Source organism: Aquisalimonas sp. 2447, from assembly GCF_012044895.1.
In the GTDB taxonomy this organism is placed as follows: Bacteria; Pseudomonadota; Gammaproteobacteria; order Nitrococcales; family Aquisalimonadaceae; genus Aquisalimonas.
Map to the genome: position 1 here is coordinate 3,722,714 of NZ_CP050695.1, position 18,051 is coordinate 3,740,764.

Below are 18,051 nucleotides of genomic sequence, written 5' to 3' on the forward strand. Positions count from 1 at the left end.
CCTCCGTGTGCCGGGGCATGCATACTCCCTATGCATGGTGGTCTGGGAAACGGCAAGGCCGTAGTCGCGGAATTCTGTTCGGGGCGCCGGCGCCTGTCAATGCATTGGCCCCATGAGGGTTACACCTCGTGATCAACGGGTCGCCGCCACATCACTGGGCGAGCCCGGTGAATGCCAAGGGCATGATCACGCAGCAACGGAACCTGGCAAAGTACCGAAGATAATGAGTAGTATTGCGTTGCCCGGGATCAGCAGACGGAGTGTGGGATGAGCGACATGAATGTGGAACAGGCGCGCTTCAACATGGTGGAGCAGCAGATCCGCCCCTGGGAGGTCCTCGACCCCCGTGTGCTGCAGGTGCTCGAGGAGACGCCACGGGAGCGTTTCGTGCCCGACCACCTGCGCAATCTCGCCTTTTCGGACATGAACTTGCCCATCGGCCACGGCGAGGTAATGCTGTCACCGAAACAGGAAGGCCGCATGGCCCAGGCCGCCGAGCTCGACGAGTCCGAGCAGGCGCTGGAGGTCGGCACCGGCAGCGGCTATTTCACCGCATGCCTGGCACGCCTGTGCGCCCACGTGACCAGCGTCGACATCCACCAGGATTTCCTCGATACCGCCGCCGAGCGGCTCAAGCGCGAGGCCATCCGCAACGTCACTCTCAAGCAGGGCGACGCGGCCCGGGGCTGGGACGATGGCAAGCGCTACGACGCCATCGTGGTCACCGGCGGGCTACCGGAGCTGCACCAGGGCTTCCATCACTCGCTGACCGTGGGCGGGCGACTGCTGCTGATTGTGGGCGAAGCGCCCATCATGGAAGGCCTGCTGATCACCCGCGTGGGTGGCGATCAATGGTCCACCGAAAGCCTGTTCGACACCTGGCTGCCACCCCTGGTGAACGCACCCCGGACCCGCCGGTTCGATTTCTAAGGCGTTCCCGGGACAACGCCCGGAAGCGGCCGCCAGGCCACCCCGAGCACAGCGGGAGGCAGCCATGAACGACGAGGCAGAGGTCATCATTGTCGGCGGCGGCATGGTCGGGGCCAGCCTCGCCTGCCTGCTGGGCCGCGAAGGGGTGGATGTCGCCCTGGTGGAGGAACACCCCCCGTCCGACGACGATCCCACCAATGCACCACCGGACCTGCGCGTCTCCTCCGTGAACCTCGCCTCCGCGGAGCTGTTCCAGCGCGCCGGCGCCTGGGACGGCATGACCCGCCGCCGGGTATGCCCCTTCCGCGGTGTACTGGCCAGGGACATGAGTGGCGCCGAAACGCGCTTCGATGCCCGGGAAACCGGCCACGACTGGTTCGGCTGGTTCATCGAGAACCAGGTCATCCTGGCGGGGTTGCACGAGGCGCTGGCGGAACTGCAGAGCGTTCGGTGGATCACCCCCGCCCGCCCCGACGCCATCGCCACGGGCTCCGGTGGAGCGACCCTGACCCTGGACGATGGCAGCCGCCTGAGTGCCCGCCTGATCATCGGCGCCGACGGGGCCGGCTCGACGGTGCGCCAGCTCGCCGGCATCGACACCACGGGCACGGATTACGGTCTGCGCGCGCTGGTCACCAACGTCGCCACGGAACTGCCCCGGCAGGACGTTACCTGGCAGCGGTTCACCCCCACCGGCCCCCAGGCCTTTCTGCCGCTGCCCGGTCACCGGGCGTCACTGGTCTGGTACAACGACCCGGACACGGTGGCGCTGCTGGAAACCCTGGATGACGAGACCCTGGCGGGTGAGATTGTTGACGCCTTCCCGGAGGACCTGGGCGGCATCACGGCGATACTCGGCCGCGCCAGCTTCCCGATACGTCGGCAGCACGCCGCAAGCTACACGGCCAGCCGCCTGGCGCTGGTGGGTGATGCCGCCCACGCCATCCACCCGCTGGTGGGCCAGGGGCTGAACCTGGGCCTGCAGGGCGTGGAGACGCTGGCCGGCACGCTCCTGGGCGCACGTACCCGCGGGCGCGACCCGGGCACGGGAACGGTGCTGGCCGAGTACGAGCATCGCCACCGTCCCAGGGTACTGGCGATGATGGTGGCGACGGACAGCTTCCATCGCCTGTTCACCCGCGAACCCGGTCCGTTGACGCGGCTGGCCAGCGGAGTACTCAGGCTGGCGGACAAGGTGCCAGTGGGTCGCCGCCAGGTCATGCGCCACGCCATGGGATTGCCGCTGTGGAGTGACGGCCGCGGGTAATCCGTCGCCGGCAGGCAACCTGCCGCCGGCGACCACCCGCGGGCATCGGCCCGTCGCTCACCCTGCAGGCAGGAACTCTTGCACCAGCGCCAGCACCTCCTGGGTCGCGCCGCGATTGGCCTCAATGAGCGCATGGGCCCGGCGCCCCATCTCCGCGCGACGCTCGGGGCGCTCCAGAAGCTCGATGACGGCATCCGCCAGATGATGGTGATCCGCCACCTGATAGGCGCCACCGCGGGTGACCAGCTGCTGCACGATCTGCTCGAAATTGAAGGTGTGCGGGCCCACCACCACCGGCAACGCCAGGGCGGCCGGCTCCAGCACGTTCTGGCCACCCAGAGGCACCAGGCTGCCGCCCACGAAGGCAACATCCGCGGCAGCGTAGAACACCGGCATTTCGCCCATGGTGTCGCCAAGTAGAATGTGGGTATCCGGGGTACAGGCGTCGCCGCCACTGCGGGTAACGTATACGTAGCCGCGCTCCCGGCAGAGGCTGCCGACCCGCGAGAAGCGATCCGGATGGCGTGGGACGAGCAGCAGCAACGCGTCGGGGATGCTGCGGCGGACTTCCTCGAAGGCATCCAGCACCTGCTCCTCCTCGCCCTCCCGGGTGCTGGCCGCGATCCACACCGGCCGCTCAGGGCCCAGCGTCGCCCGCAGCGCCTCCCCCTGCTCCCGGGCACTGGCAGGCACCGTGACGTCGAACTTGAGGCTGCCAGTCACCGACATGCGCTCCGCCGGCGCACCCAGGTGGATCAGTCGCCGGGCGTGTTCGCGGCTCTGGGCGGCAATGGCATCGGGGCATTGCAGCACGCCGGCCATGAGCCGGCGCAGGCGGCTGTAGCCACGGGCGCTGGCGGCGGACAGGCGGGCGTTGACCAGCAACAAGGGAATTCCGCGGCGACGGATGGCGGCGAACAGGTTCGGCCACAGTTCCATTTCCACGATCACCGCCATGCGCGGCTGCACGGCGCGCAGGAACAGCGCCACGGCGTGCGGGTAATCGAACGGCAGGTAGGCGTGGTGGACGCCTTCCCCGAACAGGCGCTGCACGTGGGCGGCACCGGTGGGCGTCATGGTGCTCACCACCAGGGGGACATCGGGGTACGCGGCACGGAGCTCCCGTATGAATACCGCCGAGGCCTGGACTTCCCCCATGGAGGCCGCGTGCAGCCAGATCGCTCCCTTTGGCACGCGCGGTGCCCGCAGGCCGAAGCGCTGGGGCCACTGCTCGCGGTATGGTGGTTCGCGCCGGGCACGCCAGGCGAGATAGGCCAGAAGTCCTGGCGTAACCAGATACCACAGCACGCTGTAGAGGTGTCGCATCAGGCCTCCGGCCGACTCCGCTCTGGGGGCAGCAGCCGCTGTCCGGCTGGTGTCTGCAGCAGTGTAGCCAGGCGCTCGAGGACGTCATTGACCTGGATCAGGGCCATGGCATCCGCCTTGCGGACCCGCCGGCCCCAGGAAATGTCGCTGACGTCCCGGCCCAGCTCCGCGCGCACGGCGTCCGGGTAGCGGTTCACCACCCATTCGCGGCCCAGATACGGCCCGGTGCGGTCCGGGTTGGAGGTGGCGTAGAGGCCGATCACCGGCGTCCCGGCGGCCACGGCCATGTGCGCGGGCCCGGAGTCCGGCGAGACCAGCACCGTGGCGCGTTCCAGCAGGGCAAAGAGCTCCTTCAGTGACGTGCGGCCAATACAGTCGGTGACCGGCACCCCGGCACGAGCCGTGATCGCCTCGGCGTAAGCGCGCTCCTCGTCGCTGGGGCCACCGGTGAGGATCACCCGCATCCCGTGACGGCGCACCGCCTCGGCAGCCACGGTGGCGTAGCGGTCCGCCGGCCAGTTGCGGAAATTGTTGAAGCGCTGGCTGCTGCAGGGGCTGATGAGCAGCGTGGGCTGGTCGTCGGGGATCAACTCCTGCGCGCGGACACGGGCAGCATCGGGGATCGGCACATCCCAGCGCAGGTGGCGCTCGGTCACGCCCAGGGCCTGGATGAAGTCAAAGAAACCCTCCATGACGTGGGCCTGCGGGCGTGCAGCGATGCGGCGGTTCACGAACAGGCCGTGGAGGTCCTTGCTGCGGGCGCGATCGAACCCCACCCGCAGCGGCGCGCGCACGGCGGTGGACGCCCAGCCGGCGCGCAGGGCCACCTGCATGAGCAGGAGGGCGTCGAACCGGCAGCCGCCGAGCTGGGCCCGCAACGCCCGGCGGCCGGCACGCTTGTCGAAGGTGATACACTCCACGCCGTCGAGATCACCAAGCAGGGCCGCCTCGGTGCGGCCGATGATCCAGGTCAGCCGCGTCTGCGGCCACACGGCCTGGAGGGTCCGAATCACCGGCACCAGGTGGCAGCAGTCACCAATGGCGGAGAGGCGGAACAGGCACAGCCGCTCAGGGGGTTCAGCAACGGGTACCGACGGGTTATGAACCATCAGGTTGTGCAACGCCATGGCTCGGATCATTCCATTCACGACCCACGGTTCGTGGATCCCCTGCCGACCTGGCTGTTCGACGCGGACGCACTCGCGGCCGAAGGCCTGGTTGCCGGCACCAGCGCGGGTCGCAGCAGCGCCTGGTTCTTCACTTGGGCAGGCGAGCCCCTGGTGCTGCGCCACTACTGGCGGGGAGGCATCGTCGCGCGTTTCTCCAGGGATGTCTATGTCTGGACGGGGCGCGAGCGCACGCGGGCGTTCCGGGAGTATCGCCTGCTGGCCCGACTGCGGACACTCGGCCTGCCGGTGCCGGCCCCCGTCGCGGCCCGGGCGCAACGTCGAGGCCCCGTCTACCGTGCCGATCTCGTCACCGCTGCGATCCCGGAGTCCGAGCCACTGGATGACCGACTCCGCAGCGGCACCGTCGCCACGGAAGCATGGCAACGCGTGGGCATTGCCATCCGTCAGTGCCATGAAGCAGGCGCCTGCCACGCCGATCTCAACGTCCGCAACATCCTGCTCGACAGCCGCGACACCCCCTGGATCATCGACTGGGACCAGGGCCGGCTGAGGCGGCCCGATCCGCGCTGGCAGCAGGAAAACCTGGACCGGCTACGGCGCTCGCTGGCCAAGGATCCGGCACTGGACGCGGCGGCTGACAATGGCTGGGAGGAATTGCTGGCGGGGTATCGGGGCGAATAGCGGTGACGCACGGTGCACCCAGCCAACCGTAGGGCGGACCTTCAGACACGTAGGGTGCATCTTGATGCACCTTCTCGTACCGAGATGCCGCCCGAGGTGGTTCATCGAACGCCGTTTGCGGTGCATCAAGATGCACCCTACGCGCCGCTACGGCCCTCGTGCACCCCCCCGCGTGTAGGAGCGGCGCAAGCCGCGACCCACCCACGCCTACGCCGGATCCACCCCGCTCCGGATCCGCGCCACGATCCCGGTGGTCGACACCCCGTCGACGAAATCCAGCACCACCACCTCGCCGCCATGGGCGCGCACCACGTCCGCACCGATAATGCTGTCCGGATCGTAATCCCCGCCCTTCACCAGCACATCCGGTACGATGTCCCGGATCAGCCGCTCCGGCGTGTCCTCGCCAAACGGCACCACATAATCCACGGCGGCCAGCGCCGCCAGCACCTCCATGCGCTGCTGCAGCGGCGTCACCGGGCGCTGCGGACCTTTCAGGCGGGCAACGGAATCATCATCGTTCACGGCAACGATCAGTCGATCCCCCAGTTCCCGGGCCTGCTGCAGATAGGCCACGTGACCGGCGTGCAGCAGATCGAAACAGCCGTTGGTAAACACGATGCGCTCGCCCCGGGCGCGGGCGCCTTCCAGCAGTTCCCGCAGGCGCTCGTCGGTGACCGGCCCCTGATCGGCCTCGCGCAGGCCGTGCAGGGCGTGGCGCAGCTCGGCCTGCGTCACCGTGGCCGTGCCCACCTTGGCCACCACAAGGCCGGCGGCGATGTTCGCCAGCGCCGTGGCCACCGGAAGCTCCGCCCCCGCCGCCAGGGCGGCGCCGAGCACGGAGATCACCGTATCGCCGGCGCCCGTCACGTCGTAGACCTCGCGGGCATGGGCGGGCAGGTGGAGCGCCTCCGCATCCGCGGCGACCAGGCTCATGCCGTGCTCACCGCGGGTCACCAGCAACGCGCCGAAGTCGAGCTCCTGCAGCAGGGCCAGCGCACGCTCCTCCAGGGTGGCGTTATCCGGACACGACCCCGCCACCGCCTCGAACTCAGCCAGGTTCGGGGTGACCAGATCCGCACCCCGGTACCGCGAGAAGTCCGTGCCCTTCGGGTCCACAAGCACCCTGCAGCCGGCGGAACGGGCCGCATCGATCATGACGGAGGCCTCGGTAAGCGCCCCCTTGGCGTAATCCGAGAGAATGACCACCGAGGCGTCACTCAGGGCGGCCTGGAACGGCGCGACCAGGCCGGCCCGATCACCGACCGCAAAGGGCTCTTCGAAATCCATACGCAGCAGCTGCTGGCGACGGCTCAGCACACGCAGCTTGCAGATCGTCGGGTGCCCAGCGACGCGTTGGAGCAGACACCCCACGCCCTGCGCCTGGAGCGACTGCTCCAGCGTATCCGCGGCGGTGTCATCCCCGGTGAGCCCCAGCACCCGGGCATGCCCCTGCAGCGCCGCGACGTTCAGGGCCACGTTCGCCGCCCCGCCCGGGCGCTCCTCGGTACCGCCCACGTGCACCACCGGCACCGGCGCCTCCGGCGAGATACGGCTGGTCTGCCCGTACCAGTAGCGGTCCAGCATCAGGTCCCCGGCCACCAGAACGCGCGCCTGGGAGAAATCCGGTAATGTGAGTTGCATCCGCAGGTTCCAGCCGTGGAAAATACGCAGCATTTTACAGAAACGGACGCCTCGCTGGGCGATCCTTGTATCTTCCCGGATCGAATCGGAGCCCGTGTGGCGAAACGCAAGCGCAAGAAGCGCCAGCATTACCCCGAACACCCCGCGCACCCGCACAACTGGTCGCAGACGGTCACGGTCACGGCCCTGTGGCTGCTGGCAAGGCTGCCGTACCAGGCGGGGTTCGTCGTGGGCGGCGCCCTCGGCGGTCTGGGCTATTATCTGGCCCGGGAGCGACGCGCCATCGCCCGGCGCAATCTGGAGCTGTGCTTCCCGGAGAAAAGCGCGATGGAGCGGGAGGCGCTGGTGCGGGAGAACTTCCGCGCCACCGGCCGCTCGGTGGTGGAAACGGCCCTGGCCTGGTTCGGCGGACCACAGGTGGAGCGCATCCCGGTGGAAATCCGCGGGGAGGAGCACATCCGGCAGGCACTGGAATCCGGTTCTCCGGTGATCGCCCTCTCCGGGCATTTCCTCAGCGTGGAACTGTGCGCCCGGCGCCTCCCGGATGACCTGCCGATGGTGGCCATGTACAAGCCCATGAACAAGAAGAAGGTCATGGACCGGGCCATGCTGAACGCCCGGCGCCGCAACGTCACCGATGCCGTGTCCAAGGACGACATGCGCGGCTTGTTACGCACCCTGAAAAAGGGATTGCCGGTCTGGTACGCCGGCGACCAGGACTACGGCCGCAAGCACAGCGTGTTCGCGCCGTTCTTCGGCGTGCCGGCCGCAACCATCACCGCGCTGAGCCGGCTGGCGAAGATGAGCAAGGCCACCGTCGTGCCGCTGTTCTTCTTCCGACAGGCCGACGGCAGCTACCTGATCGAGTTTCAGCCGGCCCTGGAGGGGTTTCCTTCAGGGGACGACATCGAGGATGCAACGCGGATGAACCGGATCGTCGAGCAGGCGGTGCGCCGCTACCCTGAGCAGTACCTGTGGATGCACCGGCGGTTCAAGCGGCAAGAGTCACGAGGCACAACGTTGTATGACTAATAGTCCGCCCTCTCAAACAACGACTCCAGCTGTTCCGGGCATCCGTCGATGGATCGGGATCCTGGGGCTGTCGCTGCTGGCGCTGGGTATCGGCCCTTCAACGGCGGCAATCAGTCTTGGCTACGGACTGCTGCTCCTGTTCGCACTGTCGAGCTGGCGGGAAATCACGGTTCTTTGGCATGCGGGATGGGCCTCGAAAGCGCTCTTGCTCCTTACGCTGTATGTGCTCATCCAGGGAGTGACGATCGGTCTCGCCCAGGATCGACCGGCGTTCTCAGGCGATGATCTTCAGCATGTGGTCCGTACGGTGTCTTTGGGCACCGTGCTGGCGGGCTGGGCGATTTACGCCTGTCGCGTATCACCGCGACTGCTTTGCGGCCTCTTTGTCGCCGGCCTTGCAATTGTCACCGTGGAAGCATTCCTGGAGCACGGCTGGAACCTCTTCAGCATGCGGCGGATGCACTATCTCCGTAGCCCGAATGAAGTCGGGCTGTTCGGCGGCACGATCTTCCTTGTGGGGTTATTGGTCGCCGGCGCGGCCTCGCTTCACTATTGGCATCATCGGCGCAAGCCTGTCCTCCCTGCCACGCTCGGACTTCTCGCCTTCCTGCTGGTGCTCAGTGGCCTCTGGTTATGGCTGCAGTCCGGATCACGTTCAACCTGGGTCGGCCTGGTCGTCGCACTCAGCCTCGTCACCGCAGCCGGCGGTTTCATGGTTCTGCGGCAGGGGCGTGGCGCGGTGCCTTTTGCCGTGGGGGCCGTCGTCGCTGCAACAGTCATCGCAGTCCTTGGTACCTACTACGCGGACGACATCCGGCCGAGAATCGAACGTGAGCTGCCCAGCATCGCAGCGATCGCTGAAGGTGATACGGAATCCCTGATGGCAGGCCGGGACGCCGGTCACAACGCCCGCTTCAAGATCTGGGCAGTCGCCATCAACGAAATCCGGGAACGCCCCTTGGTCGGCTGGGGCAGCGGATCGGTCACCTCCCACTTCGATAACGCCGTGGAAGACGGGAAACTTCGCGACGGCAGGGACCACTATCACAACCTCTATCTGCATCTTGCGGTTTTCATTGGCCTGCCCTTTGCCGCCCTGGGGCTCGCCGCTTACGGCTCCGTATTCGGGCGAGCGGCGGCTTCGCTGATCCGCGAATCAGGCAGCAGAGCAGGTGTCGGCTGGTTCATCATAACGTGGGGGATATTCTTCGCGGTCACCAGTCTGTTTCAGGTACGCATGCACAGCGCATACGGGGCTGCGTTCTTCATCCTGTTCACCGGGATGGCGTACGGCCTGTATCTGCAGACACGATTGTCCGAACAAAGACGTGCAACCGAGCCCGAGACCGATTGACATGAGCGCCATCGTCCACATCGGCTACCACAAGACGGGGACAAATTGGTTTCAGCGCCACTTCTACCCGCACGCCAGCAGCCACACCTATATCAGGCGCCCCGTGGTCCGCGACGCGTTGCTGGATGTTGGCGCGTTCAAGTTCGATCCCTCCCGGGCCGCAGACATTCTGGGTTTGGACGACGGGGTTCCCTCCATACTATGCGAGGAGGAACTCAGCGGTAACATCCACACCGGAGGTCTTGCAGGTTGCCTGAGCAAAGACATGGCGTACCGGATTCACTCCGTACTGCCGGAAGCAACCGTGGTGATATTCATCCGCAATCAGGTCTCCATGATCGCTTCGGCATACAAGCAGTACGTGCGCGAAGGCGGGACTTACAACGCCGAACGCTACCTGAACGCGCCGCGCTACTGGCACAACTCCGGCTTCCGTCCGGCCAAGGCGCCCCATTTCACGTTCGACCACTTCGACTACCTGCCGCTGATCCGCCACTACCGCGATGTGTTCGGCGCACACCAGGTACGTGTATACCCATTTGAACAGTTCGTCACGGACGGAGAGGGATTCGCGCAGCGCTTTGCCGAGGAGCAGGGACTGGAGGTGAACTGGAGCGCTGTACGTTACGAGACGGTGAACGCCCCGTATCGTTCCACGGCCTTCCGGCTGGCAAAGATGCTAAACCGATTCACGTACCGGGATGTCGCCTACAAGCGCTACTGGATCAACGTCCCGGGCCTCTACCGCAAGCAGGGCAAGCTGCTGCGCGCCCTGAACCGCACGCGCCTTGCCGGCAGCAACCTGCCGCCGCACAAACTCCTGACTCCGCAGCAGCTCGAACAGATCAACACCCGGTACCGGGATTCCAATCGAACGCTGGCGGAGTTGCTGGAGTTGCCACTGGCTGAACTCGGATACCCCGTATGACGACCCGGACATCCCCTGCCACGTCCGGGTTCGGTATTGAGTTTCTGGGATTGCCCGGAAGCGGCAAAAGCACGCTCGCCGGGCACTTCATAGCCAGCGCGCGACAATCCGGCCTGGCTCTGGACACCGTCCGCGCGGCCGGGCGCCGCGCCATGCGCCAGAGATTGCGCCGATCGCACGCGCGCTTTAGGACACTGCTGACCTTCGCCGCCGGAGCCGCATTCCTGCGCTCCGTCTACCCGGTGTCCAAGTACGAGATCGGCGCATACAACCGCTTCTGCATCCTTCACCCGGAACTGGCCCATGCCGCGCTCCAGGCCATGTCCTTGCACGCGGCGGACCCCGCCAGGCAGGACAAGGCCGGCAAACTCTGGTTCAAGCATTGTCTGCGGTTCCAGCTTATCCGCGAAGAACAGGGAGACGCGAACCACGTGGTCGCTCCAGAAGGGTTTCTGCAGAAAGCCCTTTCCCTATTCGGCTACGGCGCAGAACCGACCTTGGGGCTGGAGACCTATCTGAAGTTGGCCCCCCTGCCGGCAGCGCTTGCGGTACTCCGGCTGGATCCGACAGAGGCTGCCCGCAGGCTCACTGCGCGGCCGCGACAGACACCCTACCCCCTGTCGAGCATGCCCCCTGATCAGCAGTTCAGCACACTGGCCCGCTGGGCAGAATTGCAGGAGCGCGTGGCGGCTGACGCTGCATCACGAGGCGTCACTGTCATCGACGTCCCTTCGCACAGGGAGTCTTCAGAAGGGGCTCGAATTCTGCTTGAGCAGATCCCGGAGGATGCGCTTTGCTCACAGGGCAGGGACAAGCGGCCATGAACACGCCGAAGAAAAAGCTGATCCTGCATCTCGGGCTGCACAAGACCGGCACGACCTACCTGCAGCGCGCGGTCTGGCCACGGTGGTCCGGCGTTACCTACGTGGGGAAACCGGCGCCGCGACCATTCGCAAACCCCTGGGACGCGCTGGACCAGCTGCCCGGAGACACGTTCCTGCTATCCAGCGAGGGGCTCACCGGCAGCCTGACCCGTTCTTATCTCCAGGGCGAATCCTGGCTGGCGCTCTGCCGACGGAACCTCGAGACGCTCGCCGAGCGAATTCGGGGGCGCTTCGACGTGCGCCCGATCCTGTCTCTGCGCTACCCGGAGGCGTGGGCGCTTTCCATCTACAAGCATTACCTGAAGTACGGGGGCGTGGATGACATCGACGAGTTCTTCGGTGTCGTCGAGGGTCGACCGGCAACCCTGCCTCTTGAGGAACTGCGACTGGAACCACGGCTGGACGTGATCGCGCACTGCCTGGGTAGACGGCCCTTCACGTTTCACGTGGAGGACATCCGCCACCGGCCAACGGACCTCGGGCGCGATCTTTCGCTATTCTGCGGCGTACCGACAGAACCAGGGTTCCCTGAGATCTCGTACAACGAAGGCGTGGGACAACGCGGCAAGGCATTCTGCCTTGCCTACAATCGCTGGATCAGCAACCGTGGCCACAGAGGCACCGGACACCTTGCCCGGACGTCGTCAGGGGCGGTGAGGTGGCTGCGTATCGGTCGAGCACTCGGACTCCTCAAGGGCGAGCAAGCGTTAGAGCTTCCTGCCGCAATCAGACAGCGACTGGAACTCAACGACCGGAACTGAAAGGGTGACAGGCATTGAGCGCCCACTCCATCAACCTCGTTGACTGCACGCTTCAGGACGGCGGCTATCACAACGACTGGAATTTCGATCGTGATCTCGTCGTGCGCGACTCGGAGGCCATGGAAAGGAAAAGACGTTTACTGCGACATCGAAGCAAGTCTGCATCTACGCCGGCCCTCCGGATGCTCTGCGCGCCTACTCAGCATTTACTGACAAGACGCCCCTGAAGCGATTGAAGATATCGAGATTCTCCGCTTTCTCGAACTCGGACACGAGGTACGCATGATCGCGGTCTCCCGAAGCTCGGTGGCAGTGGATGCGCCGGAAGACGTGGGTCGCGTGCTCGCTCCGGGCATCCACCGGGATCTTCTCCCTAATTTTCGCCATCACCGAAATCGGCACCCCAAGTTCATCAGGTTGGCCCGGATTTTCCGTTGTGAACGGCCCCTTGGCATGGGCAAATCAGTTGGTTACGTTCGTAATTCCCGAGAAGGCCTGTTGTGCCAACTCTTGCGCTCCTGGACACTCGGCCCCGTTACTGGAACCATTAGGCGAAGTCACCGGTAAAACCGAAAAACGGCGGCTTACGGGCTTTTACTCCAGCCTTGAAAGGCGCTGTCGTGCCAACTCTCACCCTACGCCCCGCCTAATCAATGGTTTATCGCTGCGGCCTATGAACTTCGGGGCACCGCAGCCGAATACGTCATCAGTGGTATAGGCCTTATGGACCGTCACAAGTACCTGAACACGGAGTTCGTCAAGGGACAAAAAATGAAAGCTCATCTCTATGCTGATGAGAGATTGCTGCGACTGTTGTCGAATCGCTACCGCACATTGACAACAGAGACGGAGTTGATACACATCGTGTCACCCGTTTCAGACAGCAGTCACGCTCACGCCTGATCCCTACCACAGCCGGTCGAGACTCGACCGAACCGGTTGTATCGACTCGAAAGAATACCCAAAAATCTTTAGGTCCTTATGGAAGAGGGTCGCCACCATCTCCACATGCCGCTCACTGTAGAGGTTACGGTAATCGCTCTCGGTGTTCTTCGAACGGTTCGTGTGCTCCAGCTCAACAGAAACCCCGAGCAGCTGCGACACCCGCTCCAGGTGGCCCTGAAAGCACTCGTACCTGCCGACAAGCGCGGCGCCGTAGACCTGTTCGCCCCCCGCGAAGAAATCAATCTGTGGCTTCATGAGCGCAAGGCCTGCCAGCCAAGTGTCGCCGTCGTACGCTCGCTCGACGTAATCCTGGAATGTCCCCAGTTGCGGAATATCGCGACGGGAACGCCGCTTGTCAACGAGATAGTAGTAACTTGACGCCATCCGATCCCATGGGTCTCTGACAAAGCCAAACAGGGTAAAGGATTCCAGAGAACGGACGTTGCGTCGAAACAGGGACGCGCGCTTTCTCCAGTAACGACCAAACTCCCCCGCGGTCTCGTGTTTGGTGCCGGACCGCTTGAGATCCTTCCTGTTGCCAGGCAACCGCTTTAGGGCATTGGCAATGCTCGTGCCCGCCACCTTGGGAACATGAACGAACACGAAACAATACCTATCATTCACAACCATGGGATATGCGCTCTTGCGGCCTCATTGGGTGACGCTCATTGTCACATCGAACAGGTCGTCGATGGACGCTTCAGCGGTTGCTAGGTATTCGTTGATCCGCCGCAACTCCTGATCCGAGTAACCGGGAGACTCTGTCGACGGAGCTGTTGTAACAAGGCGCTCACGATTAATACCCACATCGAATAATAGGGCTTCCGACTTCCAGGTATTCGACGAAATGACGAAAACGGGAACCCCTGCCCTAAGGCAGAAACAGAAAGCATGGAAACGGCCTGTCACCACATACGGAGCACTCGCGAGGAATGAGCCAAAGGAAGAAAAATCCGCGATGGAACAGAGGCCGGCTCCCGCTGTTGGTACTCGAGAAAAAAACCTCCGCAAAAAACTTCGGCGCGGATAATAACGCGCACACCCGCCACCCCCCTTCTTCATGGTAACGAATATGCCGCTCGCCTTTGCAGCCCAAGCCTCTACTTTTTGATTATCTCTCTTGTTAACAGAATCGACAAAAACTGGATTTTTCCTTTCGGGACTCCAGTGCGGCATCGACTGATAAAGAGAGAAATCAGGGCAGAGAGACGCCTCTATTCCGAAAAGCGCCATCTCCTTTACGGAGTACGATTCTCGAGCCCAGACACCGGAAAAATCCCCGATATCCCGCATGATTCGCTCGGAGTTGGACTGTACCGTGCAGTTCACGAGGAAGCCCGGAATTCCGTGCTTGCGGCAGTATGGACCAATCCTGGCCAGACTGGCTGCCCGCTCGGAAGAGTGATGGATACTTCCCTCGCCGTTCACAAGCACGACATCGGCGGCTTTGATCGCCGCTAGCGCGTCCGCGTCTTCTTCCCAGCCCCGACCCACCGGGTGACGATAGACAATCTCGCCACCACGTCGGGTAACGGAATCCTCGATTGTCTTGATCACCGCATCACACCCGAAATGCCCCGATGAGGACGTGTCGTTGAACAGCGCTACCTTAGTTGGCAATCCCATACGCGATGATCTTTTCTAGGAGTCCCTGCCTACGGCGGACCAAGAGGGAGTGTCGCCATACCGGAAGGTCTCGAAATCCACCGCGTACAGGCGCCGCACGATATCCAGACTTTCCGGGCAATATACGTTCGTCAACTGATCTTGGGCCTGGGTTCTGTGTGGATCCCACGTGTCCGACAGGGTATCGGCCGCCCCGTCATGAATACTTTCCGCGAGCGCACCATAGTCACTCTCGAAACGCTCGACACGCCCAACAAAATCAAGCTGATGTACCGGTAAGGGAACAAATGCAACCTGAGGAAACCAGTGGGGGTCCGCATACAGTCCGTTCTCATCGAGATACCTGCAGAATTCCAGAAAAGTCATTGGTTCTGACAACCGCTTCTGGTATCCAGCTAACACTGCCGACTGTCGCCCCTTCAGCCTAGCGACTTTGTCCAAGTATGCCGACGCTATCCGCGCGTACGGATCCCTGACAAAAGTAAACAGGAAGTAGTGCTCTTCCAGGTGCGCCACCTCGTCCCCGGTCAGGTCGCTGCCACGCATAAACGAACGCTTGGCGTCATCGGCGTTATCGATTGCGGGGTCTTTCTGCCGGGCGAGCCGGTAACAGATCGTCGAATTCGCGGCCTTGGGGATGCGGAAGTAGATGAAGCCGCGCTCACGGTCCACGGCCATGCGGCGGTCGACATGGTCCATGACGAAATCCGACCTGGATGGGTACGTCCTGTGAAAAGGGGTGCGGCGGAGGCGCCAGTTTTTGAGCAGTCGCATGGGCTCTCGTCGTTCCTGCCGAAGCGCGGCAATTCAGTGGCGTCGATGGTACCGGCACCTTGCAATGATTTCACTAGCGGGGCATGGTTGCGCCACTGTCCCGACCCGATCGTGGACGCGTTCCTGGAGCGCCGCCCGTGAAACGGCCCGACATTCTGACCAGCCGGGGCCGCACGTTGCTGCGGAGTCGCCTTTCCCGTGTCATTGCCCGCACGGTCGGACGCATTGCCGACGGTGAGCGCGAGGCGCAGTGGGCGCGCGAGCACACACGCATGCGCGATGAGGTGGTCGCTCCGGCGAGCACCGAGCCCCAGCGGGCGCGCCACAAGGATCTTGAAACCCACATCGACTCCCTCCGCCCGGAGTTCACCGGCCGCTCCGAGCTGGCGCTGCACCATGCGCGGCTGTGCGTGAAGGCCCGCCGGGGGCTCGACCCGGTGGATACCATTGATGAGTTCCTGCATCTGTGGCAGGCGCAGTCCGATCATCTCGTACAGGCGCTTAACTCACGCTGGCTGCTCTCGGCTGTGGATACGTTCGCCGATTACGGCACTCCACAACAACGAGCCATCGCCGGCATGCTCACCGCGTACTTCAATGCCCTGAAGATGGCCGAGACGGAGAACGCCACGCTCCACGGCATCCCAGGCAAGGACGCGCTGGCGAACGCGCCGGAGCCGGATCCGGAGGATTTCTGGGACGGTATCGAGGGGTTCCGGTTCCACAATGGAGACATGCTGCGCAATCTGATTGAGCGCATGGACCGCATCGCTCGCGACGATGTGGCGCTGCACGCGATTTTCCGCACCCTGGTGGAGCGTGCCTACGAGTACAACTCCCCGCTCGGGCGGATGATGCGGGCGAACCGCCACTTCGGCGACGGTCCCTGGCCCAAGTAGTCGCGCACCGGGCTCAGGCGGGCTGCCCTTCCTTGAGGGGAGCGACGGCCTGCTGGGCTGCCGCGTTGGCCGCCTGTTCGAGCGCATCCCGGGAGAACCCACCGCCGTTCTGGAAACGCCGGTACCAGTGCAGATGCACCCAGCGCACGTCGGCCACCACTCCATCCAGGTTCAGGAAATGCGCCAGCGCGAAGCGGTGGTGGCCTTCCCAGGCCTTGACGAACCGCCCATGGCGGTCGACGGCCACCCCGATCTGGTTATCACTAACCTCGGCCCGATATCCCTGCTCCTGCAGATTGCGACACAGGCCGCCGTAGTTGCTCATGTAGTAGTCGATGCGCCGGTCAGCGTGGGCACGCGCTGCTGGTTCATCACGCCCGCGCTCGATGTAGTACTGCACGAGCGGCTCGTAGCAGGAATCGGCGTCGAAACCGTTCCGGTACAGCGTCGCCATCAAGCGGTAGGTGGGATGCTCGGGCACAGGGAAGACCCTGCGATCCCAGCCACCACGGCGCAGCATCGGGTGCAGCCCGAGCCCGTTCCAGGCAAACAGCGCCTTGGCCGAGCGGGTCCGCCGGGAGAAGACAGTCTCGACACAGCGAGGGGGAATTTCGACCTGGGGGTACTCACGCACGTAGTGATGCTCCACGACTTACGCCGGCGCCTGTTCGCCGGTGGCGCAGTCTACCCACTCCGAACGCGGGCGTGAATCTCGGTGAGTATGGCTTCGTAACCGGCGGCGTTTCGCTCCATGGTGTACTCGGCCGTTGCCTCCTGCAGCGTGGCTGCCGGCAGCGGTGCGTCCAGGGTATGCCGAATGGCCTCGGCCATGGCCTGAGCGTCTCCGGGTGGCGTGAGGCACCCGTACCGCCCCCCTTGAAGGATCTCCTGCGGCCCACTGGGGCAATCAGTGGACACCACCGGCGTGCCAAGCGCCAACGCCTCCGTGAGCACATTGGGCGAGCCTTCCCAAAGCGACGAGAGGACGAACAGGCTGGCATGCTTCATCCACGGGTAAGGGTTTTCCACGAAGCCCGGCAAGGCCACGTCATCCACGACACCCATGGACCGCGCCTGCGCGCCGAGTGCACCCTCGAGATGCCCCGTGCCGAGGATGATCAACCGAACCTCGCGATCGCTCCTGACGCGGGCGAAGGCATCAACCAGGGTCGCGAAATCCTTCTGCCGCCGTAGTCCCCCGGCACCCAGCAACACTGGCGGCTCGCCGGGCATCAGCCATGAATGAGGCGGTTCGCCCGTGGCTGCACCATGAAAATCCGGCGTGATCACGGGGTTGCGCACGAGGAAGATCTTCGCAGCGGGCACCCCGGTGATATCGGCAATGTCGTCCCGGACCCCGGTGGAGTTGGCGACGATACCGTCCGCAGCAGCATAGATCCGCCGCAGCGCGCGATAGGTTCGCCAGCGCTTCCACTTGCTTCGTTCGGCGAGACGGCGCGAGATGGTGGTTCCCGGCCGTACGATCACGCGCACGTTGGAGCGGCTGCGGCGCCTCGCCGCAAGCGCCGACGCCGCATCGTCATCCTTGCCGACGATGACGAAATCGCACTGTTCATCCGCCATGTACGTTGCAAGCGCACGGCGCCGGGCCCGGGAACCCATGGGCAGCGGTCGACGGCGAATGGATTCAGGCAGACCATCCAGGAAGGCGCCATCCGCCGGACACAGGTAGTCCACCTCGTGACCACGCTCGGCGAGACCGCGGGCGGTGTTGATCAGCATGCGCTCGACACCCCCCTGCCCGTACTGGGAAAGGAAAAACGCGATCTTCATGGGTGTGCTATTCTCTGAGCCCTTCGCGCTACCAGCGGGGTCGCCCAGCCTAGCAGGCCAGGCTCCGGAGAACACG

17 protein-coding genes are annotated in these 18,051 nt (G+C 64.4%); 9 read left to right on the plus strand and 8 right to left on the minus strand.

Annotated elements, in window-relative coordinates; genetic code table 11:
• Positions 1-267 precede the first annotated feature (267 nt).
• Positions 268-930, plus strand: coding sequence for a protein-L-isoaspartate O-methyltransferase (locus KU884_RS17680; protein WP_167783851.1), 663 nt, complete (start codon positions 268-270; stop codon positions 928-930).
• Between the two features lie 64 nt (positions 931-994).
• Entirely contained in the window at positions 995-2,197 is a 1,203-nt protein-coding gene (locus KU884_RS17685) for a UbiH/UbiF/VisC/COQ6 family ubiquinone biosynthesis hydroxylase (RefSeq protein WP_167783852.1), read from the plus strand.
• A gap of 57 nt (positions 2,198-2,254) precedes the next feature.
• On the opposite strand, the gene waaA is transcribed toward KU884_RS17685, so the two are convergent.
• Both waaA and KU884_RS17695 read right to left on the minus strand, forming a co-directional pair.
• Positions 2,255-3,523 carry a lipid IV(A) 3-deoxy-D-manno-octulosonic acid transferase gene (waaA, locus tag KU884_RS17690; RefSeq protein WP_167783853.1) on the minus strand — a complete coding sequence of 423 codons (1,269 nt, stop codon included), beginning with the start codon at positions 3,521-3,523 and terminating at the stop codon, positions 2,255-2,257.
• Positions 3,523-4,650 (minus strand): glycosyltransferase family 9 protein, encoded by a 1,128-nt coding sequence (locus tag KU884_RS17695; RefSeq protein ID WP_254432110.1) that lies wholly within the window; start codon positions 4,648-4,650, stop codon positions 3,523-3,525. Before KU884_RS17695 ends, waaA begins: the two co-directional genes overlap by 1 nt.
• Here KU884_RS17695 and KU884_RS17700 point away from each other — a divergent pair.
• Positions 4,624-5,334, plus strand: coding sequence for a 3-deoxy-D-manno-octulosonic acid kinase (locus tag KU884_RS17700; protein ID WP_167783854.1), 711 nt, complete (start codon positions 4,624-4,626; stop codon positions 5,332-5,334). The genes KU884_RS17695 and KU884_RS17700 overlap by 27 nt on opposite strands.
• A 207-nt stretch (positions 5,335-5,541) precedes the next feature.
• Here KU884_RS17700 and hldE read toward each other — a convergent pair whose 3' ends face one another.
• Positions 5,542-6,978, minus strand: a complete 1,437-nt coding sequence (gene hldE, locus KU884_RS17705; RefSeq protein ID WP_167783855.1) for a bifunctional D-glycero-beta-D-manno-heptose-7-phosphate kinase/D-glycero-beta-D-manno-heptose 1-phosphate adenylyltransferase HldE — start codon at positions 6,976-6,978, stop codon at positions 5,542-5,544.
• Positions 6,979-7,074: 96 nt separating this feature from the next.
• Here hldE and KU884_RS17710 point away from each other — a divergent pair, with 96 nt between their 5' ends.
• From KU884_RS17710 to KU884_RS17730, 5 genes are read left to right on the plus strand one after another with little or no spacing between them, the layout of a single operon-like run.
• The gene (locus tag KU884_RS17710; protein WP_167783856.1) at positions 7,075-8,010 is read left to right on the plus strand and encodes a lipid A biosynthesis acyltransferase; all 936 of its coding nucleotides are present in this window, start codon (positions 7,075-7,077) and stop codon (positions 8,008-8,010) included.
• Complete coding sequence (locus tag KU884_RS17715; RefSeq protein ID WP_167783857.1) at positions 8,003-9,364, plus strand: O-antigen ligase; 1,362 nt, start codon at positions 8,003-8,005, stop codon at positions 9,362-9,364. Before KU884_RS17710 ends, KU884_RS17715 begins: the two co-directional genes overlap by 8 nt.
• Position 9,365: 1 nt before the next feature.
• The gene (locus KU884_RS17720; protein WP_167783858.1) at positions 9,366-10,292 is read left to right on the plus strand and encodes a hypothetical protein; all 927 of its coding nucleotides are present in this window, start codon (positions 9,366-9,368) and stop codon (positions 10,290-10,292) included.
• Complete coding sequence (locus KU884_RS17725; protein ID WP_167783859.1) at positions 10,289-11,116, plus strand: hypothetical protein; 828 nt, start codon at positions 10,289-10,291, stop codon at positions 11,114-11,116. The genes KU884_RS17720 and KU884_RS17725 overlap by 4 nt, the downstream gene beginning before the upstream one ends.
• Positions 11,113-11,937, plus strand: coding sequence for a hypothetical protein (locus KU884_RS17730; RefSeq protein WP_167783860.1), 825 nt, complete (start codon positions 11,113-11,115; stop codon positions 11,935-11,937). Before KU884_RS17725 ends, KU884_RS17730 begins: the two co-directional genes overlap by 4 nt.
• A gap of 906 nt (positions 11,938-12,843) precedes the next feature.
• Here the strand turns inward: KU884_RS17730 and KU884_RS17735 are convergent.
• The 3 genes from KU884_RS17735 to KU884_RS17745 form a co-directional block, all read right to left on the minus strand.
• Entirely contained in the window at positions 12,844-13,512 is a 669-nt protein-coding gene (locus tag KU884_RS17735) for a sulfotransferase family 2 domain-containing protein (protein WP_167783861.1), read from the minus strand.
• 21 nt (positions 13,513-13,533) lie between these two features.
• The gene (locus KU884_RS17740) at positions 13,534-14,439 is read right to left on the minus strand and encodes a polysaccharide pyruvyl transferase family protein (protein ID WP_167783862.1); all 906 of its coding nucleotides are present in this window, start codon (positions 14,437-14,439) and stop codon (positions 13,534-13,536) included.
• Positions 14,440-14,523: 84 nt separating this feature from the next.
• Entirely contained in the window at positions 14,524-15,207 is a 684-nt protein-coding gene (locus KU884_RS17745; RefSeq protein ID WP_167783863.1) for a sulfotransferase family protein, read from the minus strand.
• 212 nt (positions 15,208-15,419) lie between these two features.
• Here KU884_RS17745 and KU884_RS17750 point away from each other — a divergent pair, with 212 nt between their 5' ends.
• Positions 15,420-16,181, plus strand: a complete 762-nt coding sequence (locus tag KU884_RS17750; protein ID WP_167783864.1) for a hypothetical protein — start codon at positions 15,420-15,422, stop codon at positions 16,179-16,181.
• A 13-nt stretch (positions 16,182-16,194) separates the two neighbouring features.
• Here the strand turns inward: KU884_RS17750 and KU884_RS17755 are convergent, their stop codons facing one another.
• A complete protein-coding gene (locus KU884_RS17755; RefSeq protein WP_167783865.1) occupies positions 16,195-16,815 on the minus strand; it encodes a hypothetical protein in 621 nt (206 codons plus the stop codon).
• Between the two features lie 50 nt (positions 16,816-16,865).
• Complete coding sequence (locus tag KU884_RS17760) at positions 16,866-17,975, minus strand: glycosyltransferase (protein WP_167783866.1); 1,110 nt, start codon at positions 17,973-17,975, stop codon at positions 16,866-16,868.
• Positions 17,976-18,051 lie beyond the last annotated feature (76 nt).